Source organism: Yoonia sp. BS5-3 (assembly GCF_038069655.2).
In the GTDB taxonomy this organism is placed as follows: domain Bacteria; phylum Pseudomonadota; class Alphaproteobacteria; order Rhodobacterales; family Rhodobacteraceae; genus Yoonia; species Yoonia phaeophyticola.
The window spans coordinates 3,033,815-3,059,351 of sequence record NZ_CP150951.2; the positions used below are offsets into that span (position 1 = coordinate 3,033,815).

Genomic DNA, 25,537 nt, shown 5'->3' on the forward strand with positions numbered 1-25,537 from the left:
GTTGATTTAGACCTATCGCTTCGAGGTATCGTGCTCGCACCCGAACTATCAGGTGCGAGCATAGACTTACTGACTAGATATTAGAATTTATATGCAGCTCGCACTGACAGCGCAGTCGATTCTACACTTGCGTCGGGCGCTTCCAACCCGTCAACTTCAACAGAGTCGCCGGCGCGGAAAATAAACTCGCCACCCACAACGAAGTTATCGGAAACGGCATAGTCAACGCCAGCGCCAAAGCCCAAACCAGATGCAGTTGTATCATCATCATCATCTGAAAAGACGGCGGCAGAGACAGACAGCAAAGCGTAGGGTAGGATTTGCCCTAAATCGTAACCAGCGCGAAACTTCAAATCCCCATAGACAGCGTCTGCATCGGCCCCATTCGCTTCTACTGCCGAGAATGAGACGGCGTATTCTGCGCCATAGACAAACTGGTTGCTTTGGGCCTGATAACCCGCGAAAAATCCGATTGGATTGTGGTTTTCAGTTTCAAACTCCGTTACGCCAAATTGCTCAGCTTCATCTGTTGCTGTCACGCCCAGACTTCCGCCGAGGTAGCCACCGGCCCAGTCGGCGAAAGCTGATGTCGGTAAAAGGGCGATGCCCGCCAAGGCGAGTGATTGAACGATTTTCATAACGATTCTCCTATAACAAATCAGTCCCCAGCGCCGAATACCAAAGCTGGTTGTCGCTTGCGATATTGCGATTTAGGTAATGTTTAGATGTGGTGCATCTACCACATGACATACATCTTCTGGCCTGAATTAGCTGCCCCACGGCCCGTGATGTCCGCTGCCGCCATCGACACGCGCAAATCCGTGTGCACCAAAGAAATCCCGTTGCCCCTGGATCATATTCGCAGTACCGCGCCCAGTGCGCATTGTGTCAAAATAAGCCAGCCCGGACGAAAGCGCGGGCAGGGGGAGGCCGTGCAGCGCGGCTTGTGCCACGACCTGCCGCAAGGCGTTGTGGTTTTCCTGTAGTAAAGTCGCAAAGCGTGGTGCGAACATCAGGTTGCGGCCAGTGTCTTCGCCAAGCGCCGTTGCCATGTCATCCAGCATCGCCGAGCGGATGATACAGCCCGCCCGCCAGACCTTGGCGATTTCGGGCAAAGGCAGTGCCCAGCCGAAGCTTTCCGAGGCTTTGACGATCATGTCGAACCCTTGCGCGTAGCATAGGATCTTACCGGCCATCAGCGCCTGCTCTAACGTGCCAAGTGTCAGGGTGTCATGGGGCAGGTGATGCGGGGCTGCGCCAAAAAGCGCCTCGCCCGCCTGCCGTGTTTCCAGTTGTGACGACAGGTTGCGTGCCACAACAGCCGCCTCGATCGCGGGGATGGGGGCGGCCAGATGCTGCGCTTCGATTACCGTCCAGCGGCCGGTGCCTTTTTGGCCGGCTGCGTCGACAATCACCTCCAGCATTGGTTTGCCGGTTTTGGGGTCTGTCGCTGCAGCGACCTTGCCAGAGATTTCCACCAGATAGGATTTCAGCGGCCCGTCATCCCATGCTGCAAAGGTTTCGCCGATCGCTGCCGGAGCCATATCCATTCCGTCGCGCATGATGCCGTACACTTCGGCGATCATTTGCATATCGGCATATTCAATCCCGTTATGGACCGCTTTGACAAAATGTCCGGCTCCGCCTTCGCCCATCCAGGTTGCGCAAGCTGTGTCATCATGCTTGGCCGCGATGGCGTTCAATACGTCAGAGACCCGGTCCCAATAGGCGCGTTTGCCACCGCCCATGATCGACGGGCCGAAACGCGCGCCTTCTTCGCCCCCCGACACGCCGATCCCAAGGAAAGGCAGATCGCCTGCTGCGTCGGCACGGCGGTTTGTGTCATGGAAATTGGCGTTGCCCGCATCGATGATCAGATCGTCATCATCCAGCAGCGGGCGCAGCGCGGCGATTTGGTCATCAACCGCTTGGCCTGCTGGCACCATCAAGATGATCGCGCGGGGCTTTGCGATGCTTGCCACCAGCTCTTCAAGGGTTTCGGTCGGGGTGATCATCCCGGCCAGATCACCTGCGCCTGCGTGAAATTCTTGCGTTGTCGCTGTTGTCCGGTTCCAGACTGCAATCGGAAAACCGTTATCTGCGATGTTGAGCGCAAGTGCTGCCCCCATGGTGCCAAGTCCAATCAGACCGATCCGTGCATTACTCATGAGAGCTTTCCTTAATATGTTGAATTGCGGGTCATATACGCGTTTACTTTACGGAAGAAAACCGTTCTGCGTGGGAATTCCGGGTCGCTTGGTCTTGCCATTGCCATTTTCGTGAGCAATGTTCATTTACCGAGTGTGAGGGAATTTTAGGACTGATATGAAGATCGCAGGGATCGGATCCTATTTGCCACGGCAAATTCTCAGCGCAGAGGCGCTGGATCAACGGCATGATCTGCCGCCCGGTTCGGTTTTTCGCGCGACCGGCGTGCAGACCCGCCATTACTGCGCGTCAGATGAGGATCAGATTTCGATGGGTGCCGCTGCAGCCATGGCTGCGTTGGATGATGCGGATGTTCAGGTTTCGGATATCGATCTGGTCATTGCAGCGCAGGCCGTGCCCTATCAGCCCATTCCGGCCACTGCCCCGGCCTATATGCGCGCTTTGGAAATGCCCCCTGGACAGGCCTTTGGCCTTGATCTGAATAGCACATGTCTAAGCTTTCTATCTGCGATGGAACATGCGGCAGCTTTGTTGCAGCAGGGCCGTTACCGTCGCGCGTTGATCGTCACGTCTGAGGTTGCATCGCGCGCCTTGCCTTGGCCGGACAAGCCGCAGGTGGCTGGCCTGTTTGGTGATGGCGCGGCGGCGATGGTTTTGACGGATGGCGGCGTGTTACCGGTGATGCGCTTTGCCACATATCCCGCCCATTATGATGCTTGCGGCATCGGCGCGGGCGGGACGCGGTTTGATTTCCACACCGCGCCTGCGGACTTTGCCGCCCATGCGATGTTCGATATGGAGGGAAAAACCCTGTTCCGCCTGACCGCGACCCATTTTGTCCCATTCGTCGATGCGCTGCTGGATGATGCAGGTTGGCACCGCGATGAGATTGATCTGATCATTCCCCATCAAGCAAGCCCTGCCGGCCTGTCGCATATCGTGCGTCAATGCGGGTTTGATCCTGCCAAGGTCATCGATATCAGTCGCGATAAGGGCAATCAGATCGCGGCCTCCATCCCGATAGCCTTGGCGCAGGTCTGGCCGGGTTTGAAACCCGGCGCGAAGCTGCTGTTTCTGGGTACCTCTGCAGGCGTGTCCTTTGGCGGCGCGGCGGTGACGCTCTGATGGTGGTGCTTGTGACGGGCGCGACGGGGTTTTTGGGATCGCATGTGGCGATGGCTCTGAAATCGGAAGGGGTTGTCGCCACAGGCCGGAATAAGCGGGCATTAGCCCGGCTAGCAACCTATGGTCTGCGAGCTGTACCGATCGATTTGCGTGCCCCGATTGCGCAAGCGGATCGTGACCGCATCGGCCCTGTTACAGCGATTGTCCATTGTGCTGGTCTGTCATCGCCTTGGGGCAGCCCGGCGGCCTTTCATCAGGCGAATGTCGCGGCGACCCATCATCTGCTGGACATGGCCAGTGATATGGGCGTGTGCCGTTTTGTTTATATCTCGACCGCGAGCGTCTATTTTCGCTTTGCCGATCAGGATGGTTTGCAGGAGGACCAGTTGCCGCCGCGTTTCGTCAATGCCTATGCGCAGACCAAACGGCAGGCGGAATTGGCTGTGCTGGCTCGCGCTGAAGTGGGACCGGTTGTGATCCGTCCGCGCGGGATTTACGGGGCAGGGGATAACGCGCTGCTGCCGCGCCTGATGCGTGTTGCCCGCCGCGGCCCATTGCCCCGGTTTGCAGAGGATGGCGCGACCGATATCACCCATGTTGATGATGTTGTGGCGGCCATTCTGGCCGCTTTGCGGTCAGATGTGACAGGCGAGGTGCTGAATATATCGGGCGGGGTCGGCTTGCCCTTGCCGCAGATCATTGCCGCGGCCTGCACAGCAACCAATGTGCCGCTGCGCTGGCGCCATCTGCCCTTTGGCCCCACCCTGGCCGCAACGCGTATGGTTGAGGCCGCCGCCCGCATTCTGCCCGGCCGCCCAGAGCCGCCGGTTACCGCCTATGCGCTGGGTCTGCTGCGGTACCGTCAGACCATTGATATCAGCAAAGCGGCCCGGCTTTTGGGCTGGACCCCGCAGATCAGTTTTGAAGAAGGGCTGGATCGCAGTTTTGCCGATGGAAAAATGCGCGAGGGGGTGCTGTGATCCGGCCGGTTTTTGCAAATACGGCCTTTGTGCAGACCCGCGAACGTTTTGTTCTGCGCGGTGGCCGTGGCCGGGTGCGCCTGCGCGTCAGGTGCGGTTTGATCGTGCATCCTGTTCATGGGCCGGTCCTGATTGATGCTGGCTATGGGCCGCGCGTGACCGCCGCGCCGGGACGCAGTTGGGCGCTACGTGCTTATGCGGCAGCGATCCCGATTGCGCTGAACCCGCTCGAAAACCCGCTGGCCTTGCTGGCCGATCATGGGTTTTTGCCAGAGGATGTGAAAACGGTGATCGTCACCCATCTTCACGCCGATCACGTCAGCTATTTGCGGGATTTTCCGAATGCTCGCTTTTTGACGGATGATCAGCAAAGCGGCACGCTGCGCCATGCGATGTTCAACGAATTGCTGCCTGATGATTTCGCCGCGCGGCAGGATGCGATCCGCAGTCACACTGTGACTGATCTGCCTTTTGGGCAGGGGCAGGGGCATGATCTGTTGGGCGACGGGTCGGTGCTTGCCGTGCCCTTGCCCGGTCATGCGCCGGGGCATTTCGGCTTGTGTTTTCCGGGCGAGACGCCGCTGCTTTATGCGGTTGATACCCAATGGGTCTGTGCTGCGATATTAGAGGACAGGATGCCGGGCCCACCGCTGAGCCTAACCGCAGCAGACAGTCTGGCCGCAAAAGACAGCGCCGCATTTGCCCGGCGGTTTGCCCAATCAGGCGGGCAGATTTTGACCTGCCATGATCCGGCGCAATCGCCCTATGATTGGACGCCCCAAGGTGTTTGAACCGGTGCATGCTTTGACGGCCTATTGGCGGGCGGTGCGGTGCCGGGATGAGGCGCAGCTTGCAGCGTTGGCCAATCGCAGGCTGGACCATTGGTTGCGCCATTCAGTGCCGCGTGTGCCGTATTATGCGGGGCGCCAAATCCGCCGGTTGGATGATCTGCCGATCATCGACAAAGAGACCGTGATGGCCGATTTTGCAGCCTTCAACCGGGCCGGGATCACGGCAGAGGCCGGGTGGGACGCCTTTGCTGGCGACAAGATGATCGGCCCCTATATCGTGGGGGCAAGCACCGGGACCAGCGGCAATCGCGGCCTGTTTGTGGTTTCCCAGCAAGAGCGGTTTCGTTGGCTTGGGACAATCCTGGCCAAGGCCTTGCCCGGCTTTTGGCGCCGTCCACATCGGGTTGCGGTGCTGCTGCCCCTGAATACCCCGCTTTACGACAGTGCCAATCGGCTTAGCCGTCTGAAGCTGCGGTTTTTTGATATCGGCGAGGACTATTTTGACGATTTATGTGCCTTTGCACCCAGCGTTGTCATTGCGCCGCCCAAGATCCTGCGCGCTCTGGCAGAGGCAAAGGCGCCGATAGATCCGTCGCATGTCTTTTCGGGTGCAGAGGTGTTGGATGATCTGGATCGGGCGATCATCGAGCGTCATTTTCCCGCGCCTCTTGGCCAGATTTACATGGCAACCGAAGGGCTGATGGCGGTCAGTTGCGCGCATGGCAATTTGCATCTGTGCGAAGACACCATGCATTTTGAATTGCCCCAAGCCGGGGCTGATCCCGACTTGCGCGCGGTGATTATCAGCGATTTTTCCCGCGATGTGCAGATCATGGCGCGCTACCGGATGAATGACCTGATCCGGCTTGGCCCGCCTTGCCCCTGCGGTCTGCCGCACCGGACGGTGGCTGCCGTGGTTGGACGGGCGGATGATTGCTTTGATCTGCCGGGCGGTCTGGTCACGCCGGATATTCTGCGCAATGCTGTCGTGGATGCGGATCGGCGTATTACCGATTTCCGCGTGTTGCAAACCGGAGCAGAGCAGGTGGAGGTCGTAGTGCCGGAAGGGGTTGATTTGGCCGCCGTTGAACGGGCTTTTGCTGCGCTCTTTGAACGTAAAGGGATTGCGGCGGACGTTGCTGTGAAAAGCGGCCCATTGGCACCGCAGGCGGGCTGCAAGCTGCGCCGGGTTGAGAACCGCTATAGGCCCGGATGAGGCGGATTTTGATCACCGGCGCGCGCGCCCCGGCGGCGTTGCATCTGGCCCGGCTTTTCCATGGCGCAGGGCATCATGTGGTCATGGCCGACAGTTTGCATCACGTCGTTTCGCGTGTCTCGCGGGCCTGTGCCGCCTATGTCAAACTGCCCGCCGCAAATGGTGACCGCGCGGTTTATGCCGAAGCGATCCGCAAGGCCCTTTCTGATCATCAGATCGATTTGGTCATCCCTACCTGTGAAGAGGTCCTTCATCTGGCGGCTGTCTGGCAGGATGGCGGGATCACAGTGCCCCTTTTTGCGCCCGAATTTGGGGTGCTGAGCCGCGCCCATGACAAACACCGTTTTACGCAAATGGCGGCCTCTTTTGGCTTGGCTGTGCCTGAAACCCGGCTATTGCAGAGTGAGGCGGATGTCGCCCTATTACGCGATCGTGCCGCGCAATTTGTGTTCAAACCCGTTTGGTCCCGCTTTGCCACCGATGTTTTGATTTGTCCCGAAGAGGCGACAATTGCCCCGACGTCTGCCCGCCCGTGGGTGGCGCAGGATTTTGTCGCAGGCGAGGAAGTCAGCGTCTATGCCGTGGCGGACAAGGGCAAGATGATGACTTGGTCCGCCTATCGTTCCCCTTATCGGGCGGGCAAGGGGGCAGGTATTGCATTTTTGCGCGATGATGATCCGGCGATCGGCGCATTTGTGAACCGGTTTATTGGCCGCAGCGGTTGGCATGGGCAGGTTTCATTTGACCTGATCCGTAAACCGGATGGCGGTCTGGTTGCGCTTGAATGCAATCCACGCGCCACAAGCGGGGTGCATTTCTTTCGCCAGCCGGCGGCCTTTGCCGCAGCCTGTTTAGATGGGGTGCCCGTGCGCCCCGAGGTTCAGGGGTTGCAGGCAGTCAAAGCCGCCATGTGGGTCTACGGTCCCTGGCAGGCCCCGCGCCGTTTTTGGCGCGATATCAAGGCGTTGCAAGATGTTATGGTCTGGCCCGATGACCCGGCGCCTGCGCGCCAGCAATGGCTAGCTAGCTGGGAAATTCTAAAACTTGCCCTGCGCCACCACATCAGCCCGGCAGAAGCGACCACACTGGATATCGCATGGGACGGCTAGCGCTATAGGGCGAAGCGCCGCAGAACCCGGACCCCGATCGTTGTCAAAAGCGCTTTGATCACGCGTGTCGCGATCCGTTGCCGCCATTTCAGATGCCGGACGTAAACGGCTGTATATTCAATCGTTGCCACCGCGCCGCGATGGCGTTTGAAGGACGCGGCACCCGCGCTCATGTTATAGAACTGCTGCGTTTTGGCGGCCCGTTGCTGCCCGAGGCTGTTGAGCATCCGGTAAAGCCCGGTCTCTTGCGGTTTTGAGATGTCATAGCCCAGGATCGGGACAGTCATTGTATTGCCATTGGAAAACAGTCCAATCACCCCGTCCAATTGATCATCGGGCCCCCGTAGCCCGATGATTTCAAGCAACCCAATTTGATGTGCTTGTGCCAGAAAACTGGCGGTGTAATGCGGGTTTAGCTGCGTGTATTTGTCCAGATAGAGCATGTTATATAGCTGCTCAGCCCGGCTGAAATCATTTGCGCTGAAGGACGCGGCTGGCACGATCCGGTAGGGGCTATCTGCCAGCAGCTTGGCATCGCGTTTGATGTCGGGTTTGCTGCTTTGATCTGCCGCGGGATCGAGAACGTAGATTTGCCGCGAGGGCAGTAGCGCAAAGCCAGCGCCCTTCAGCGCATCGATGCTACTGTTATCTGCCATTGCGTTCAGTGAGCGGATCACAATGGCCCGGTCATGATGGGCCTGTATCATATCGTCACGCAATGCGGCGACGCTCTGCTGCGTCAATGGCGGCACCGGGTTTGTCGAAAAGAGCCAATTATTGGCCTGCACCTGATGATCAAGCCGCGCCAAAGCCAACAACGGCCTGCAGGCCGCGATCAGCCCCAGAAGTGGTTTTTGCACCCAAGGTTTCGTGGTGAAATGCCGTGTTTCTTCAATGGCATAGTCAATATAAGCGGTGCCTGGATCGCAGATGTAACAATTGCGCCCGCTGGACAGGCTGACGGGCATATGGATGCCGCCTGCTTGGGTCACATCCATGCTGGCGTCCAGATTGCCGACCAGATCCTGCATCGGCCCGCGCCCGCAGATTTTGACCAGCTTTGCGATCAGTTCGGGATCATTGCTGGGCGCGCTGGGGGCGGGCTCAGGCTGCGAAGCTTGGGACAAGATACTGGGCCAAGGTGAAAATGACATAAGCCCCGACCATGGCGTAGCCGACCGGTTTGGTGATCTTGCCGATTGTCAGCATCCAGGCGGTGAAACCCACGCTGACGGCCACAGTGGCCCACATCTGCAAGCCGGTCAGTACCGGATCGACCGGAAGCGGTTTAATGATCGCAGTCAAGGCGATGATCGACAGGATGTTGAATGTGTTCGAGCCGATGATGTTGCCCAAGATCAGCCCCAAAGAGCGTTTGCGTGCGGCAGAAATGCAGGTCGATAGTTCGGGAAGAGAGGTGCCGAATGCAACAACTGTCATGCCGATAATCGCCTCGGGCACACCGATGATACGGCCCGTGACCACAGCGCCTTTGACCAGCATTTCCGAGCCAACGGCCAAGGCGAGCAGTCCGCCCAGAAGGATAATCAGCGCGCCCTTCATCGTCTGAATGCCAGCGCCGTCTTCATCATCATCCTCTTCCTCAAGCTCCAGCGTGTTGGTGGCGTATTGATAGCCAACAAAGCCCACAAGGATGGCGAACATGATCAGCCCCAGCACCAGTGAAAACTGCCCCGTCATCATCCCATAGACCAAAATCGCCGTCGCGATCAGCATCATGACAAGGTCTTTGATCAGATCCTTGGCCTTGCCTTCGACCGTCAGGATCGTGGCCGTGGCCCCCAGAACCAACAAGATATTGGCGATATTGGACCCCAGCACATTGCCCAGAGAAATCCCCGGGTAGCCTGCAAGGTTGGCATTCACAGAGGCGAACAGCTCAGGCACGGAGGTGCCGAATGACAGGATCGTTGCCCCGATAAAGAGCGGGGACAGCCCGGTGCGTTCGGCGATGAATACGGCGGCATCAATGGTCCAATCACCGCCTTTGATCAAAAGAAACAGGCCGAAAAGGATGGCCCCTGCGGCCAGAACGAACAGGTCGTATGAAGAGATGTCCAAAGGATAAATTCCTGATCAGAGGTCAGTGGCAGAGCCGGGGATGCGCCGGGCCTGGGATTGCGTTGCAAATAGCTTTGCAGGTGATTGGGTCAAGACAGCGGCAGGCTGCGCGAGATTGCTCGCTGCGTCGTTTTTTGATGGCCCAAGCCGCATCTGTCCCCCCGGATTTGTTTCATCCCGCACTGCCGCGTCGATCACGGCTAGTGCGGGCGCTTCATATCAAAGTGACCGGCGGCATCAAGCCCGGCAGGTCGACTGTTTTGTTTTCGATAGGTTTTGGCGCGCTTTGGTCGCCCATTGATCGATAAAACCGGGCATTCGCGCGAATTTTTGGCGTTTATGGCTAGATATGCTGCTGCGCATCCGGCACCAGCTGATCAGCCGTCCGCCCATTCCCCGGAACCCCGATGGCCTTTAGCTGCCAATCACCGTCATTGCGCGTGATCACCGCCATCACGACGCCGGTATGCGCACCCTGATCGGACAGGGTGAAACGGCAAAGTTCGGTCTCGGTGTCATCGTCAAGCACCCGGCAAAAGGCGTTGTCGACCTCATCAAAGCTTTGGCCCTGATAGGAATTCACAAAAAGAACGAGGCTTTCGATTTTCGGATCAAGCTGGGTCAGGTCGACTTTGATCACCTCATCATCGCCGATATCATCACCTGTCAGGTTATCGCCGCTATGCACGATTGCCCCATCAGCAGATTTCAACTGACCAAAATAGACGATCCCAATGGGCTTTTTCCCCGCATCAAACGTGATCAGTGAGGCATCCAGATCGATATCTTTGGGGCTGGTCAGCTTGCCCAGAAACCCGTTTGGCATCACTGGGTCCCAGCCCACGCCGATATGCAATTTGCGCAGGCCAACAGTGTCGGCACCAAGGCTGATCGTCTGCCCTTTGGAAAGTGACAGTGTCATCACTACGTCCTCTTGCGATATTTCGCCTGCCTTACAATGTAGGGCACCCTGAGGAAAGGTGAAATCGGATCACGCAACCTTGTCTGATTAGGGTTTTGGCCCGTTCTTGGCCCTTTGGTAGATATAGAACAAAAGCAGTAGCACGCTGGCAAACAGCATCAACACGAGCAAGACTGGGGCAACAAATGCGCCCGTATCACAGATGCTGAGTGCGATGAGTCCGGCAAAAATGATACCGGTGCCAATCCAGACAAACCCGAATTTAAATGCCAGCTTATCCATGAAGCCGCTATAAAATGACCGCCAGACCAGTAGTGCGGTGAGCAGGAAGATCGCCAGCATCCCCGCTGCAAAATAGCTACGATTGGGGCAGATAAAGGTGCAGGCGCGGTCGGCTTCATCTTCGAAACTGGACAGCAGTGATGGCATGGTTTGTAAAAGCCATAGGTCCTGGAAAATGGCATTGATACTTTCAGCCTCGTTGCTGAAAGGGTCAGGTGCGGGCCAAAAACCTACGCCGGCGAAATTATCCTGAAAATATACCAGATCATCTACAAACTGGCTGAAATCCGCAGCTGCGGGCGTTGCTGTGGCTTGTCCTGTATGCACCAACTGATGCGCGGCGGGCGGTAAGACGGGCACGATCCGCCGCAGGATTTCGGCCCGGTCACTGCCCCCGAATACCCCGCTTTCCATCCGCGCGCGCAGGATTTTCTTACTGTCGGTTGTGGGCCGTTCAAGAAACAGAAGGATCAGATCCACCTTCGGATCTGCGCCGACCAGAAGCTCGGAGATGTCTTGAAACATCTTATCGCGCCCGTCTGTTGCCCCCAAATCAAGGTCAAAGGCCAGATTGATGCTTTGCCCCCGTGCCGACAAGGTACCCTGTAGCCGTGAGACCAATGAATTCAGGACCTGAATATTTTCGGCAGGGTCCGCTGTTCCGTCGTAATCATTGACGATCAACGTCACCCCGTCTGCCCGTGCCGGATCAAGGATGGTGGGAAATGCGGCAGCGAGGGCTGTGAAATCTGCGCTATCGGCCCGCGCGAAGGGGGCAATCGCATCGGTGATTTGCTGGGCTGCATCGCTGATTTGCAGATCCGACCAGTCTTGCCAGCCGCTTAGGGTGATCGCGAGATCCGCCTTGGCCCGGTGCCGATGGGCCGCCCGCACAAAGTCGCGCATCCCGAGTGTCCATTGTTCCTCATTGCGCAGATAAAGGTTGCCGCCATCGGTCAGGTCGAATTCCAGCCCGTAAAAGGCGGCCCGGTTCACGATCCCGAAATCAATCAAACGGCCAGCGGGCGCGCCGTCAGCGGCGGCGGCATCTTCGGCGATTTCACTGTCTGCGCTGTCTGCGCTGACGCGGGGCGGGGCCATCCAGAATGGCATAAATCCGTAAACCAGCGTATTGTCCTCGCGCCGGTTGGTGCAGCCGCAATCGGGCAGGGCGATATTTGTATCAAGACCGTCATTGGGCCCAAGGGCTGGGGCACTTTGTGCGGCGCTGGCGCGGATGTCATTGGCGATGATGCCCGATGCGAAGGGCGCAATTGCCGCATCAAAAAGCCGGGCTGTCGGATATTCCACGCCGATCAGTTCGGTCAGCCTTTGGGTGATTTCTGCGGTCTGCGCCGCATCTGGAACGCCTTGGGCGGCGGGGGCTGCGGCAATGGCGGCGCTGAGCGTATCTGTCAGCCCCCAAGATGTGTCCACGGCCGGTTGCAGTTGCACCATGGCGCGGTTCACGGCGGTTGCGATCTTCTCGGCGGCGATTGGATCAAGAATTTTGCGCGCGTCACTTTTCAGCACCTCGGCATTCGGGGCAGCCTGGTAATCGGCATCGAGCAAGGCATTGCGGAATTCGGCGTCCGCCACCGTTGCCTCAACCGCGCTATCGGTGTTGAGCGTCACGCCGATTGTCGGGTTGATGGTCAGCGGATCGAATTCCGGGACACCCTCAGGCCGGGTATCAAAAGTATCGCTGACCGGTTCGGCGGCGCTGGCCAGGACATCGGCTGCGGCCTCAACCTCGGCATCGATTTCGGCAGCTGTGGCGTTTTGCAAAGCGCCTCGGATGGCGGCCAAAAGACTGGCCCTGCTGGGTGAGCTTAGCCCGACAAAGGGCTCAACTATGGCCGCGTTTTGTGCGAAATCGTCTTGCAGGGCCAGGTTGGCGGCCTTTTCTGCATTAAGCATATAAGCCTGCCCGAAGTTTTCGGGGCTGTTCAGCGCCAGCAGAACCTGATCCATCGTGCATTCATTCACCTGCCCAACCAGCGCCGTTTCAATGGCCGAAATCAGGGCGGCATTGCTATCAAAGCTTTGCCCTGCAAGATCGCCAAGCAGGCTGTTCACATCAACCGGGGCCACAAGACTGTCGAATGCGCGTTGATCAAAGCTGATGTAATCCGTCGCCCGGCTTCCGGCCCCATGTGCACAGCTATCGGGCAGGTTTTGATAGATTGTGCTGAAATCACGGGGGGCTGCGGCGCGGTTTTCCCCCCGATACTCGGCCACCAAGGCCACGACCGCAGGGGGATTGCCCAACAGCCGCGGCCCCCGCAATGCGATATCCTCGCCCAGCCAAAGCGCAAAGTCAGGCGCAAGCAGTTGATTGATGCTGCCGGGCAAACCGGCCTCTATCATACCGATATTGCTGAGGATTTCGGCACTGGCTGCGGCCCCGCCGGCCAGATCAAGCTGGGTGCAGGTGGCGGCGGCGTCCGGCCAGATATCGGGATCAAGCCCGTTCAAAACAAGCTGTCCTGCCTGGGCGGACGGCCCCAGTGCCGCATCGATCTGCCCGGCGCAATCGGCGGCGCCGGTTTGATTTTCTAAGCTTTCGGTTGTTGTGCTGGCCGGTCCAATCAGGGCCAGGATCCGCGTGTTAAGGGCGCTGTCATCGCTGGGCAATAGCCGATCAGCGAAGGCATCTGCGCTGGCTATGTCCTTCCAGTCCGGGACATCTGCGGCCAGCTGCCCATAGGCGGCCGCAAGCGCCAATGTCGCATCCACATCCCCAGGTTTGCCCGGCAAGGGGAACAGGCGGCAGAATTCCACAAGCTGATCGCGCGTATAGTCCCCAAGCCTGCCATCGGACAAAAGTGGGTTGTTGTCGGAAAGCGCTGTGCGCAAACCGCGCTGGATCAATCCGATCTCTTCCGGTTCGGGTGGCACGCCCGTTACTTTGTTCAGATCGGAGCAATTGGCCAGTGTCATCGCGGGCAGCCATGCAAAGAGTAGCGTGAAAAGCAGGGTCCTTATTATGTTCATCCGGTCCGTCCTTCTTTGCGCATTTCGCCTGCAATGGCCTGTTGGATATCGCGTTGGGAAATGGTGTCAGCCTCGCGCCGCAGCGCCGAAATCGCCGCATGGCGTGCTACGTTGATAATGGCTCCGCCGGCTAAAATGTGGGCCTGGCCCAACGCGTCTGGGTTCACATCGTCACTAAGCGGCATTTTCCCCAAAACACTGCGCCATAGCGCGGCGCGCAGGGTCGCGTCTGGCTTGGGAAAGCCAATGGCCATTTGGAACCGGCGAAAGAACGCTTCATCAATATTGCTGCGCAGGTTCGTGGCCAGGATCACAAGCCCGCTGCATTCCTCAATCCGTTGCAACAGATAGGCGACCTCTTGATTGGCGTGGCGGTCATTGGCTGATGTTGTCGCACCGCGCGCGCCAAAAAGCGCGTCCGCTTCGTCAAAGAACAGGATCCAATCGCGCTGCTCGGCCATATCAAAAACCTGGGCGAGGTTCTTTTCCGTCTCGCCGATATATTTGGACACGACCATGGATAGATCGATCCGGTAGACCTCAAGCCCGGTGCGTTGCCCAAGCAGCGTGGCGGTCAGCGTCTTGCCAGTGCCGGGCGGGCCATAAAACAGGGTCTTGAACCCCGCGCCAAGCCGCGCTTGCATGCCCCAATCATGCAGGATGGTTTTACGGTTGCGCAGCCAGGCGGCGATGTGGTCAAGCCCATGAACCACCTCGCGCGGCAGGATCAGATCATCCCAGCAAAGCCCGGTTTTCAACCGCCGCGCTGGAAATTGCGGCGAGAAATCAGGTGCAGGGGTTCGTCCTTCGCAAAGCGCAGCCACCTTATGCGGCGCAATCAGCAAGGCACCTGACAACAGCGCATCAGAGCGATCCAGCGACACGCCCGCCATGCTGCGCAGCGGATGATCTGGCGCAAAAAGCCCCATCGCCGCGATCCGCCGGTCTGTGTCGCCACCGCCCAGCAGAAAAAGCGCGGTCTGGCCGGTGGGTTGAAAGAAGGTGCTGTCCTGGCGCAATGCCCCAAATTCGGTGAAAGGGCGATCAATCCCGGTATTGCGCACAAAGAACGGGTCCAGCACGGCAGGCTGGATTTGCGGTGCCAATGCGAGCGCAAGCACGAGGCGCCCTGCAGTATCCAGCGGTGCCTTGTTGATCAGCTGCGCGAGCGCCGCGCCTTCGGGCAACGTGGGGGCCGCTGGTGGTGCAAAGGGCGTATCCGTTCCGCCAAAGAAATGCGACAGGCGCGCTGCGATCACCGCAGAAAGCCATTCCAGCTCTGCTGTGATGGCTGCCGCATGGACATTGGATGGATGGCTTTGGTCAGTCATCGGATTGTCTCCAATCGACGTGAAGGGGCGCGTGCATCCATGGTAGGTGGACCATGTTCAGCGCCCAGGGCAGCCCATCGAGCAGCATGTCATAGGGGCCGGTATTAACGGTCAGCATCTGCCGGTCGCCATCGCAGCGCAGCACACCGCCGCGCTGGATAAATGCGGCCCGCAGCCCATCGGGCGAGGTGTTTCCAAGCCGACCCCATTGGCTGATGACCGACTGGATCAGCCCATCGATCAGATCTGTATCTGCGCCTGTCAGCACGTCCGGATCGGGCGATGCTGCGTCAGGTGCCAACCCCATCAAGCATTTTTGCAGCGCATCGGCAGGGATATCGGGCGGATGCGCGCCATGGATCAGATGATCAAAGGCCGCCCGAACCCGGCCGAGCCCCGCAGCGGCGAGCGCTTTACCGTTCCGCGCAACCTCCAACCGATCGCAGAGCATCGCGATATAGGGATGGAACAAGACCAACCCGGCAGCGGCGGTATCATAGCGCAGATCGCTGCGCGGTGCCGGAACGGGCTGGGGCTGGGGTTGTGGGTGTCCGTAAAGCATTGTTTCCAAGATAGTCTTGGCCGCTTTTGTCATGCTTTCGTCTGCCTTTGTTTGGTAGCCGTTACGCGCGATGGCACTGCGCAAAATATGCTCTTTGTTCTCTTGCTGCTGTAAAAGATTATCTGCGAAGGTTGCCGCGATTTGCGCAACATTGGGCTTTGTGGTTCGCGCCGCAGCATGTAGAGCGGCCGCCCAAAAAACCGTACGGCGTGGGCTTTCCCCGTTGTCAATGATCAGCTGCCCAATATGCTCTAGCAGGGGCAGGGCTGCGCTTGATATCTCTGGTGCAAGGTCGTGGAAAATGTCTGTCAGCCGGTCCTCTGTTTCGGTAGTGTCGGCAGGTTCAGCGGGCTTCGTCATACCGCCATCATTGGCCGCTGCTTTTGTGTTTTCGGTGAGCATAGCAGCCGCTTTATTGCCCGGCTCGTTATCTGTTTCACGGTCATGTCCGCTGTGCGCCCGCGCGTTTGCGCTATCCTGTAGCGGCGTTGGCTGGCTGGTTGGGGACGCATGCTCTATAGGGCGATGCTGGATCTGCGCGGTGCTTTTGTGGGCCGCAGACTGGTCTTGCGAAGGCCTGTTCGGTTCTGAGACATCGTTAAGACCTGGTGCGAAGGCAGATGAGGGATTGGCCATTTCATCCCTTTCCTGCGCGACATTCGGTGTCCGTGTCTCCTGGGCGGCATTGTCGCCGGTCGCCGCTGCTGCTGGCCTCGGTTTATGGGCCTTTGCATGAGGCGTTTGATTTGCGTCCGGTTCCTCTGGCGCGACAGGGATGTCTTTTGCCGCATCGCGCCCCGTATCGGTCGGGTCATCGTCACGCGGTTCATGCGAATCCTGACGCGGGTTCAGACCGGTCGTCTGATCAAATCGCAAAGCGCTTTCATCCGCGCGGCTGGGTGATGTGATTTCCCCAATGGGTGTTGACATTGGGTCGCCTGACCACAATTTCTCGGTCTCGGTCTCGGTCTCGGTCTCGGTCTCGGTCTCGGTCTCGGTCTCGGTCTCGGTCTCGGTCTCGGTCTCGGTCTCGGTCTCGGTCTCGGTCTCGGTCTCGGTCTCGGTCTCGGTCTCGGTCTCGGTCTCGGTCTCGGTCTCGGTCTCGGTCTCGGTCTCGGTCTCGGTCTCGGTCTCGGTCTCGGTCTCGGTCTCGGAATGAGAACGAGCAAGAGTATGGTGTGTTTCCCTCAATGGCGCAGCCTGATCGGGGGTGTCGAAACCCACACTGTCATATTGGGCATCGCGTGAGGGCTTTGGGCTGTCATCCGCCGTTGTCGGTTCTGTTGGGCGGGCATGGCTGGGTAGGCCTGCGGGCGATGTTGGATCGGTTGGTGTTGAATGGGCTGGTATGTCTTTGCGAACCAGATGCGCGCTTTCATCTACAGGATTGACCACATTCGCGTCTGGCTGCGTCGGCTTTGCGTGATCAGGCGGTGCTGCTTGATCAAAGGACGGCGGATTTGCCTTGCCGTTGTTATTAGACGCGTCGATGGATCCAGACCTAGTCGCATCCGTTCCACTTTCATTGCGCAGAGGATTGGTGCCAGAGCTACGGGGCTGGGAAGACTGCGGGGCTTTCTGCCTTGCAGCCTTGATCTGACTGACCGGCGGGGTGCCTGTTTGATGGGTTTTTGCCGGGGCTGACACCATTGCTGCGCCTTGGCGGCCCTTTGATTTTGTAGCAGTTTGGGGTGGCGCATTGCGCTTGATCGCATCCGCTTGATCTGTGCGATCAGGGCGCGGTTTGTAGTCTGGATGATCAGGAGCCTTTTGGCGTCTAGGCTGGGTGACATGCGCCCGCGCTGACAGCTGTTCTTTTAGGGCAGCGCTGTCTTCCAAACCATGGGCCGCGTTTGTCGCGGGGCTGTCATGGCGCGTCTGGTCTTTTCGGCCCAGCGCCACAACGCGTTTCGCGGCGCGTTCTGCTGTATCGCCCAAGGCGACAAAAAGCTTGCCCAGCATCAAATCCGGGGTTTTGCCAGCCGAAGGGGCGGTTTGCCGGAAGGCGACAATGTCGATTGGTTCGCGGCTGAGCAAGGCCGCCAAAGCGGCCCGCCTGGCTGCGATCGGGTGTGTTGCGCTTTTCAGGCTGTCGATAGCGTCTTGCAGATGCGCCGCGGTGTCCGGTAGCTGCTTTTGTAGCAGTGTATCAAGATCATCTTCAGGTGCTAATTGGCTGAAAAGAGAGTGAAATAGCCTATCATGACTGCCGTTTTCCGACGCACTTTCGGACCCCTGAAACTGCGGTTGATCATCACGATGGCCCAGCTTGGCATCAGCCAAAATCCTGCGCAGGATTGGCAGGTCATCAGAGCCGCCGTCGCCCGATATATGTGTTTGTTCTGTGCCGCGCCCAAGCGCCTTTGCGATTGCTTGGCAGTGCTTTTCGTTGCTGGTGCCGCCCTGTGGGCCGGGGATGTCGAGGCGTGCCATGATCGATCTCAGCTGATCATCCGTACTGGACCTTAAGGCGGCCATAAGGGTGGTCAGATCGGCCAAGGGCTGTCCGGTCAGCGCCTTGATGATCTCTTGCTGCACTGAAACGGATTGGGGCAGGGCGAAATCAGTCAGCGCCGCGCGCAATCCAGGCTGGTCATCGGCCGCAAATGCGGTGCTATCTTCGCTGTTGATCCGCTGCGCCAAAGCGCGCAGTTCGCGGACGGGCAGCTTGTCGATGGCGGATTGAACGTCGCGCCGTGTTGGGTCTGTCTTGCCCGTCAGCCGCAATCGAAGCGCTTTTGCCGTGATAGTCCCTGTGGCCTGGGGGCTGACCTGCGCCAGCATGGGCTTTTCAAAGTGCGGATGCCGCAGATAAGGGGCCAGGGCGCTAAGTAGCGCGTCGCGCAGAGCCGTGCGCACATTGTCCCAATCAGGCGGGTCACCGAATGTCCCAAGTGCCAGCGTGATTTCCGGGATCTGCACATCATCCGCGCCCATCGCCGCGAAATCCAAGGCTTGGTCGATGGTGGCCAGCAATTCCTGGCGGATGGCGATCAGCATCCTGTCTGGGCTCGCGATCTTGCTGCGGTGGTCTGCGACATCAAAATCAAACGCAAGCGTCTCAATCGCGTGGCGCTGGGGGGGATGCGGTTGCGGCAGGCTCATGTTCTGGCCTCATCCGCGGACATCTGGCTGAGGGTCTGGCGCAGTGCGTCACTGGTATCCCCCGCCAGAAGCAATGGTGCCAGCACCTGCATCTGCTGTTGGCAGAGCCAGAGCGGCCGCACATGGATATGGGCCGGGGCCAGGCGCAGGATCAGATCCGTGACATAATGCCGATAACTGGGATCACGGGTGCGTGCGGTCCAACCGGGGATAAGCGCTGTGCATTGGAATGGGGCGAAATAGCCCGCATTGCCCCGCAAGGTGATATCCTCAATGCACCATATCTGCTCGGCCTGCTGATGCAGTGTGATGAAAGTCTGACGTAAACGGTTGGCCCAGTCATTGACTTTGGCGCGGTTGCGATGTGTCCCGCAAACGTAAAACCCGCCACCCGGCACCGGTTGATATAGCACGTCCCAATCGCTTTTGCGGTTACGGGCGAGGATATAAGCCTCTGGCCGGGTGGCCCGTATGAAGTCGCCTGGGTCGATCCGCCCGTCGATGATCCAGGGGCAGGCGATGGCCAGTTTGGCAAGGCTTAGCGGTGCTGCGCTTTGATCTGGCACGACAAATGTATCAAGCGGGCGTATGGGCAAGATGACATCTTCGGGCGCGATTGTGGGTTCAGGCAGGGCCAGTTCGTCATCAAGGATCAGCCCCTCATGGGTAGGCGCGCTGCCGATCTGTAGATCGGCCAGATGCGCCAGCCGGGCCAGAAAGCCGAACTGAGGATGCGCTGTGCCTGAAAAGCGGTTAAATGCGGGCAGCTGGCGCAGATAATCCTCGCGCCAGTTGATCGCCCATGAAAGCTGCTGCTGTTTGCTGCGATAGGCATGCATGGTGGCCGGATCAAAGCCTGGCATTTCCTCGCCCTGCAGCGAGATCAGGTAGTCAAGCATGGTGATCCGTTCGCGGATTGCCGCCGGGTCGGTCATGTCCATCTGCCGCGCTGCCACATAATTTGCGTCAATTTGGTCAACAGGTTGGGCCATCCGTTGTAGATGATCATCCATCATTGTCCGGTAGCGCGTCAGCGATCCTTTGCGCCGGGTCTTGCGCTCGGCGATCCGGTAGGGGGCGGGCAGCATTGCATCTATGGGGCCGGGCGCGATGTGGCGCGATTTGCCGGGCCGTAGCACATCCCAATCCTGCGCGTTGCGCAGGTTGTTGCGGGCGGTGATGCGGGCGGCCTGCAGGCGTCCCAGCTCTTCGTGCAGCGTATCGTTGTTCAGCTGCACGGGCGCCCCGTCGCGTATGGCCGTCAGCGAAAAGCGCTGCCCGGTGATCGGCAAAACGGGCTGATAATAGGTCGCTTTGCGCCCTTGCAGCGGGCTATCGATGATCGCATCTGTGCCCGGATCACGCAGTTCAAAATCAAGCACGCGCGCAAGCCCTTCAATGCCGTGCAGGGCAGGCAGCGCGATATCCAGGGGCCGCCCCGCGCGTCCGCCGGCCGGTATCTTGGGCCAAATGGCGGCTGGATCTTTGAATACATCGCCGCGTGTGGTCCCTGTGATGCTGGTCTGATCAGTATGGTTCAGAAGCAGCCCCTTAAAGGCCAGCCCGATCCGGTGGATTGCGTTGGCAATGACCCTTTCTGGCAGGGCCAGCGTGTCAATCGCCAATGACCCATGCAGCGCGACAGGGATCGGCGTGGCCATTTCGACTTTGTTGATCGCGGTGCAAAGCAGCCGGTTTTCTTCAAAACGTGCTCTGACGGCGTCCAAAGCTGTCTTGTTCCAAGAAGGCAGATCGCGATTGCGCGGCGCATTCGGATCAACTGTGTCATGCGGGATGATCATCAGATCGACCATCCCTTTATTTGGCCCTTCGCTGACGAAGACCCGTTCTAACTGATCAAGTGCGGACAAGCAGCTGGCCAGATCAGTCAGGGTCACAGGACGGCCAGGTAGCACGGCATCGGCCGCAAAAAGCGCAAGCGAACCAGGGTCAAATATGCCCTGCGCGGTCGTCAGCAGGTCGCGCGGCGCATGATCGCCTTGATAGGCAAGTTCGCTGAGCGCAAAGGCGGTTTGTTCCAGCAGCGTGACGCCGGGATCATGCAGGTTGTAATCGGTCCAGATCTTACCCGACGCGTCCTGCGCCGCGGCAATTGCCTTGGCCCGTAGCGCATCAAAGCTGAGCGGAGGAGGTGGCTGATCTTCTTTCATATCACCTCACTGTCGCGTGTGGGTCCCCCGCGTGAGCCTTCCATGGTCGGATCGAACCAAAGCTGGGTCAGGTAATAGCGGATCGTCTTGTCCTTGCCGAAATGGGCGTTTGTGCGCATCTCAAGCCGGTAACTATGCGGGGCTTTTTCGGCGACCCAGCGCAGTCTGATCCGGTCGGCATAGCTGCCATAGACGGCTGTTTGCGCCTTGATCCGCCTGCGTCCAAAGAGCCGGTTGAGAATCCAGTTGCGCGGGTGATAGGCATTCATCGCAATGGCATGAAGCAACGCATAGCGGCCCTTGCCCGGCTGGCCGCCGGCGCCTGCCGTGATCTCAAATGCATGGCATCCGGTCAGCCCGCTTAGGATTGTGTGCCAGCCCCCATCAGCAGGCACTTCGGGGGTGCCTTCGGTGGCAAAGCCGATCCGGCCCCGCATCCGCGCGACGCCATTCACATCAAGATGCCAATCGGGCGTTTGCGTATGCACGCCCAGCCGTCCCTCGGGCGAGAAACTGACCCCCGGTGCATCGGCATTCTGATCGCCGCCCCGTTTAAAATGCAGGCTGCTGTCATCCTTGCCGTGATCGATCACCCAGGCGGGATATTCGGCACTGAGGCTTTCAAACAGGCTGAGCAGCCTTTCCGAGCCGCCAACCGAGGTCAGCCGCAAACCATCGGTCGCCGTCTTGGCATAGCCATCATCGATCTGGTTCACACCGCTATCTATCAGATCACGGTAATGTTCAGCCGTCGGCAATGCCCCGTCCCGGAAATAGGCCTTCAGCGTTGTGCGATCTTTTTTGGTCATGGGCGACTCTCCTGACCCACGATCAGCATGTCACCGATGCGCAAGCGTCCAATCCCGCTTTGGCTGGGGGCGACAAGCTGGCTATCCTCAGAGACCGTGATGGCGTGATCCATGGTCGAGAGCGGCAGCGCCCATGGCCGCGAGGGCCGGATGATCGTCCCCATTTTGCCGCGCCCGTCTGATTGGGCCGTGTCCGCCAGGCTATAATTGCCCAAATCATCGGCGACAAAATGCAGCACCGAGAAGTCAGTCACATGCCGCACATCTGCCGCATCGCTGATCAAGGCCTTGAGCATGCGCACATTCAGCTCCCATCCAAAGCGCGATATTTCGGCGGCTGCGGTCCAAACGGACAGGGCCTTTGCGATATTGACCTGTAGCCGCCTTGCCGCCGCGCCATCATCAAGAAAAGGGGCGAACCGCACAGCAGCGCGGACCTGAATCCTGTCAAAGCTGGGATTGACGACCTCATATGTTGCCTGCGGGGCCCCATGGCGCTGCAAAAAGGCGCGTATCTTTTCCAAACTGCCCACGTCAAAAAGCCGCTCTTGCGCGATGGTTTGCAGATCGGCGCCGGGCTCTGCCGGGTGGCGTAGCACCACCACGGTGACATGACCGGGCCGAGCCGCCGGACCCGTGCGGGACAGATGCGGCAGGCATTTCACGCGCCAGATATCGGGAAAGGCCTCAAGCACCATCCGTTCGATGTCATGCGGCGTGACAGCCCGCTGCCGGTGGCGCAACCTTTCGCTGATGCGGGCCAGATAATGGGGGCGGGTTTCAGGGGCGCGTGGGGGGGCACGTCTATTGGCCTCAACCGGTGTTGACATGCCGGGCTGCGCAATTTCAAAGCGCCAATCGCGCGGCCCGTCAGCCTGGGCGGTTTCGGTTTGATTGCAGACGGCCCAAACCCCATTGGTGCGCACCCGCGCCAATGTCGGGTGGGTCTTAAAGCCGGGCCAACGGGCCGAGATGGCCAACCAAACCCCACCCCCCGGCATTTCGCCATCAGGCGTTTCGGCATTGTCGGGCAGATCAAGCGTGACCACGCCTGACCGAAGGAGCCCATCTGTGGTATCGGAACTGATGGCGGTGCTGGGCAGGGTGACCCAGCCCTCGGCGGTCAGATAATGCCAATCAAGCGGCACTTGATCGGGGACCAGTCGTAGATGCCCACTATCGGCAATATCAAAAAGAATGCCTAGCTGGCGCAGTGCCCCTGCACCGGCCAGTTGAATGTAAAGCGTGCCCAGCCCAAGGCGCGGCGGGAAGATACCCAGATCACGGCGGATCAAACGCGGATAGCATTCGCGGCTGCCAAAGGGGGTCACCTGCGTGACCTTGTCGCGGGGTCGGGCCGTGTCGGGGGCGGCCAGGCTGATGATGGTGCTGGCCCGGTAACCCAATGTGATATTGTCCAATTTCGGGACGTAAGGTGCGGCAGGGACGGGCGGCTCGCCGCGGTACAGCGGGCGCGGACGCATCGCTTTGACCAGGGCAAGCGGGTATTGGGCTTGCCCAAAATCGCCGCAGCCGGTCATGGTCATGCGGACAGCGCCGGCCTTGATTTGCGCGCGGGTCCGGGGGCGCTGCGATTGTGCCTTGCCGCTGGCTGCTTGGCTGCTGCCCAAAACTGGGCCCTCTGCGGACCAATGAGGATCAAGCGTCTTGTCATAGCTGCGCGTGGCTATCAGCGGGCGCTTTTCGGTGCTCACTGGCTTCCATCCATCGGCGGATAGGTAATCCAGTCGGACCTGCGGGTCGGGGATGACCGTTTCAGACGGGTAGTGGGCATAATGACTGGCAAAGCCGCCAACGCTGCGCGGCAGGTCCGCCCATGTCATATTCAGGCTGATATCGGTGACCGGTTTGCACGCCATTTCGGTTGAGCCCAGCACAAAGCTGGCGCCTTCGGTCGGGCGGATGCCAAAGGGCATAAAGGATTGGCCCGTTGCAACCGGCCCGTCATCGCTGAACCCGGTCAGATTGCGCAGGCCCTGCGCTGCGACATCGATGCCGATCTGCTCAATGCTGTAACGCTCAAGGAAGCTGACCGGACAAATCCGCGCTTGCTGGTTCCAGCGCAGCTGCAGGCTGGGGGCGGCACCGGCCGCATCGGCGGGCGGGGCGATGGGGGGCATGTCGGCGCTGAAAGCCAAACGTAGCGTCAGCCCGGCATCGCCGGATTCGATCGGCAATATCTGGGCGATTTTGGCGCTGATCATGCCTTCGGGGGTTGTCATGCGGATGTCAAAAGCATCGCCCAGCAGCTTTTCGAACATGTCCGCAGGGCTGTAGATGAAGGTCCCGTTTTCCTGGGCAAAGGCTTCAACTACATTGCCTTCATCGCGGGTATGTTGATGCTGGCCGGTCAATTCGGATGCAAAGGCAGTGATGGCCCGTTCGAGGATCTTCCAGTAGTCCCCGGTCGGCCATGGGGTGCCTTCCATCAGGCCCAGCGTGACGATCCGGCCAAGCAGCAGGCGCAACGGTGCCGGTTTCAGGATATAGCCTGCGATCACTTCGTAAATCAGGCTCATCGATGGTTTGCACTGGCGTTTGCAGGCTTCCGCATGGACCATCTGGGTGATGGCCGCCACGCCTTCACCCAGGTCAGGAAAGCCAAGCGCCCGGATTAGGGCCGGGTCTGCGCGCAGCTCAAGCGCGATATCGGGATCGGGCGTGTCGCCGGGATCAAAGGCCGCATCATGGCTGGCCGCAGGCAGGTCGGTCGCCCGTTGCATTTGCAGATGCACCTCAACCACGCGGTCCCCTTCGGCCAGCAGGAACATATCTGACGCGATATCAAGCCCGATCCGCACTTCTGCCTCAGATGGGGCGACAAAGACGCTGCGGTTCAGCGGCTGCGCGGCGGCAGGCTCATAACTGGTCCGAATGCCGGTGATCCCGCCAAGCGTGGAATAAAGCGACACTTGCGGATCGGTGTCATAGGTCAGCCCGGCGGTGGCGATCACCCTTGCGGGTGTGACGGGCACATCTGTTTCGGTCCGAAAGCGCAGCTTGGTGCCATCGGCGCGGCGTGCGATCAAGCCAGTTCCTTTGGCCAGCAACCGCGATGTGCCGCCGGATGGCAGATGCAACAACGCCCGTTCCGGGACTGCCCCGCGCCGGGCTTGGCCGATCACATCGCCATAGTAAAAATCCGTGTGCCGGGTGGTGAACTGGTTCAGGCGGGCATCGACCGCAGATGCGGCGCTTAGCTCGGCAATGATCAACCCAATGGCCGGATCAATATCGCCCGATTGTAGCCGCTTATCAAAGGCAACAGACGCCGCCGGTTTCAGCGATGCAATGGCATGCATCATTTGGCGATGTGCCGCGCTGCTTGCAGAGACAGCTGCGCGCGCGTTCTCAAGGCTGCTGCGTGCTGCACCCTGACCAAAGCCTTTGCGGTCGATCACCCCAATCAACCGGGGCGGGGTGGCCGTTGCAAGTTCACGCGCCCGGTTGCTCAGATCCATCTGTTGATCCAGTGCCACCAGCGCATCGGTAAAGGTATCGGGCCATTGCCGGCGAATACGCGTCAGCCAATCGTCAACCTTCGCGGCCAGGGCGATGATCACCTTTGCGCTTGCTGTTGGTCCCGCGTCCTGTGCCAGATCAAAGCGCCAGCTTTCATCATCCAGCCGGAAGGCCATGATCTGGGCAAGCACGATCAAAGGCTCGCCCTGCAACATGCGGTCCCATGGCGAAGGCGCGTTTTGGGCCAGCGTATCGAGCGTGTCCGCAAGGTGATCTGGCCGCAAAAAGGGATTGGCTCCGCGCAAAGAAGCGGGCAGGCGGGCCCCGTCTTGAGAGCCTGGCGTGACGCGGATATCGGACCAAAAATGTGCCAAAATATTCTTTTCGTTTCATGCTTTCAGGG

General features: G+C 59.3%; 16 protein-coding genes. 5 read left to right on the plus strand and 11 right to left on the minus strand.

Features of this window, described 5'->3' with window-relative positions; translation table 11 throughout:
- Positions 1 to 80: 80 nt before the first annotated feature.
- Positions 81 to 638, minus strand: coding sequence for an outer membrane beta-barrel protein (locus AABB29_RS15455; protein WP_341366064.1), 558 nt, complete (start codon positions 636 to 638; stop codon positions 81 to 83).
- Positions 639 to 767: 129 nt separating this feature from the next.
- Positions 768 to 2,168: an NADP-dependent phosphogluconate dehydrogenase gene (gndA, locus tag AABB29_RS15460; RefSeq protein WP_341366063.1), complete on the minus strand. Its 1,401-nt coding sequence runs from the start codon at positions 2,166 to 2,168 to the stop codon at positions 768 to 770.
- A gap of 157 nt (positions 2,169 to 2,325) precedes the next feature.
- On the opposite strand from gndA, the gene AABB29_RS15465 reads away from it, so the two are divergent.
- The 5 genes from AABB29_RS15465 to AABB29_RS15485 are packed head-to-tail and all read left to right on the plus strand — an operon-like array spanning position 2,326 to position 7,390.
- Positions 2,326 to 3,294 carry a 3-oxoacyl-[acyl-carrier-protein] synthase III C-terminal domain-containing protein gene (locus tag AABB29_RS15465; RefSeq protein WP_341366062.1) on the plus strand — a complete coding sequence of 323 codons (969 nt, stop codon included), beginning with the start codon at positions 2,326 to 2,328 and terminating at the stop codon, positions 3,292 to 3,294.
- Positions 3,294 to 4,274 carry an NAD(P)-dependent oxidoreductase gene (locus AABB29_RS15470; RefSeq protein ID WP_341366061.1) on the plus strand — a complete coding sequence of 327 codons (981 nt, stop codon included), beginning with the start codon at positions 3,294 to 3,296 and terminating at the stop codon, positions 4,272 to 4,274. The genes AABB29_RS15465 and AABB29_RS15470 overlap by 1 nt, the downstream gene beginning before the upstream one ends.
- Positions 4,271 to 5,065 carry an MBL fold metallo-hydrolase gene (locus tag AABB29_RS15475; RefSeq protein WP_341366060.1) on the plus strand — a complete coding sequence of 265 codons (795 nt, stop codon included), beginning with the start codon at positions 4,271 to 4,273 and terminating at the stop codon, positions 5,063 to 5,065. Before AABB29_RS15470 ends, AABB29_RS15475 begins: the two co-directional genes overlap by 4 nt.
- Positions 5,040 to 6,281: a CoF synthetase gene (locus tag AABB29_RS15480; RefSeq protein WP_341366059.1), complete on the plus strand. Its 1,242-nt coding sequence runs from the start codon at positions 5,040 to 5,042 to the stop codon at positions 6,279 to 6,281. Before AABB29_RS15475 ends, AABB29_RS15480 begins: the two co-directional genes overlap by 26 nt.
- Positions 6,278 to 7,390, plus strand: coding sequence for an ATP-grasp domain-containing protein (locus AABB29_RS15485; RefSeq protein ID WP_341366058.1), 1,113 nt, complete (start codon positions 6,278 to 6,280; stop codon positions 7,388 to 7,390). Before AABB29_RS15480 ends, AABB29_RS15485 begins: the two co-directional genes overlap by 4 nt.
- 2 nt (positions 7,391 to 7,392) lie before the next feature.
- On the opposite strand, the gene AABB29_RS15490 is transcribed toward AABB29_RS15485, so the two are convergent.
- The 9 genes from AABB29_RS15490 to AABB29_RS15530 all read right to left on the minus strand — a co-directional run bounded on the left by AABB29_RS15490 (position 7,393) and on the right by AABB29_RS15530 (position 25,508).
- Complete coding sequence (locus tag AABB29_RS15490) at positions 7,393 to 8,544, minus strand: GNAT family N-acetyltransferase (RefSeq protein ID WP_341366057.1); 1,152 nt, start codon at positions 8,542 to 8,544, stop codon at positions 7,393 to 7,395.
- Positions 8,495 to 9,472 (minus strand): calcium/sodium antiporter, encoded by a 978-nt coding sequence (locus tag AABB29_RS15495; protein ID WP_341366056.1) that lies wholly within the window; start codon positions 9,470 to 9,472, stop codon positions 8,495 to 8,497. Before AABB29_RS15495 ends, AABB29_RS15490 begins: the two co-directional genes overlap by 50 nt.
- 343 nt (positions 9,473 to 9,815) lie before the next feature.
- Positions 9,816 to 10,394, minus strand: a complete 579-nt coding sequence (locus AABB29_RS15500) for a TerD family protein (RefSeq protein ID WP_341366055.1) — start codon at positions 10,392 to 10,394, stop codon at positions 9,816 to 9,818.
- An 87-nt stretch (positions 10,395 to 10,481) separates the two neighbouring features.
- The gene (locus tag AABB29_RS15505) at positions 10,482 to 13,673 is read right to left on the minus strand and encodes a hypothetical protein (protein ID WP_341366054.1); all 3,192 of its coding nucleotides are present in this window, start codon (positions 13,671 to 13,673) and stop codon (positions 10,482 to 10,484) included.
- Positions 13,670 to 15,004, minus strand: a complete 1,335-nt coding sequence (locus AABB29_RS15510; RefSeq protein ID WP_341366053.1) for an ATP-binding protein — start codon at positions 15,002 to 15,004, stop codon at positions 13,670 to 13,672. The genes AABB29_RS15505 and AABB29_RS15510 overlap by 4 nt, the downstream gene beginning before the upstream one ends.
- Positions 14,997 to 18,671 (minus strand): contractile injection system tape measure protein, encoded by a 3,675-nt coding sequence (locus tag AABB29_RS15515; RefSeq protein WP_341366052.1) that lies wholly within the window; start codon positions 18,669 to 18,671, stop codon positions 14,997 to 14,999. The genes AABB29_RS15510 and AABB29_RS15515 overlap by 8 nt, the downstream gene beginning before the upstream one ends.
- A complete protein-coding gene (locus AABB29_RS15520; RefSeq protein ID WP_341366051.1) occupies positions 18,668 to 20,842 on the minus strand; it encodes a hypothetical protein in 2,175 nt (724 codons plus the stop codon). The genes AABB29_RS15515 and AABB29_RS15520 overlap by 4 nt, the downstream gene beginning before the upstream one ends.
- On the minus strand, positions 20,839 to 21,651 hold the full coding sequence (locus AABB29_RS15525) for a hypothetical protein (protein ID WP_341366050.1): 813 nt from the start codon (positions 21,649 to 21,651) through the stop codon (positions 20,839 to 20,841). Before AABB29_RS15525 ends, AABB29_RS15520 begins: the two co-directional genes overlap by 4 nt.
- Positions 21,648 to 25,508, minus strand: coding sequence for a hypothetical protein (locus AABB29_RS15530; RefSeq protein WP_373636612.1), 3,861 nt, complete (start codon positions 25,506 to 25,508; stop codon positions 21,648 to 21,650). Before AABB29_RS15530 ends, AABB29_RS15525 begins: the two co-directional genes overlap by 4 nt.
- Positions 25,509 to 25,537 lie beyond the last annotated feature (29 nt).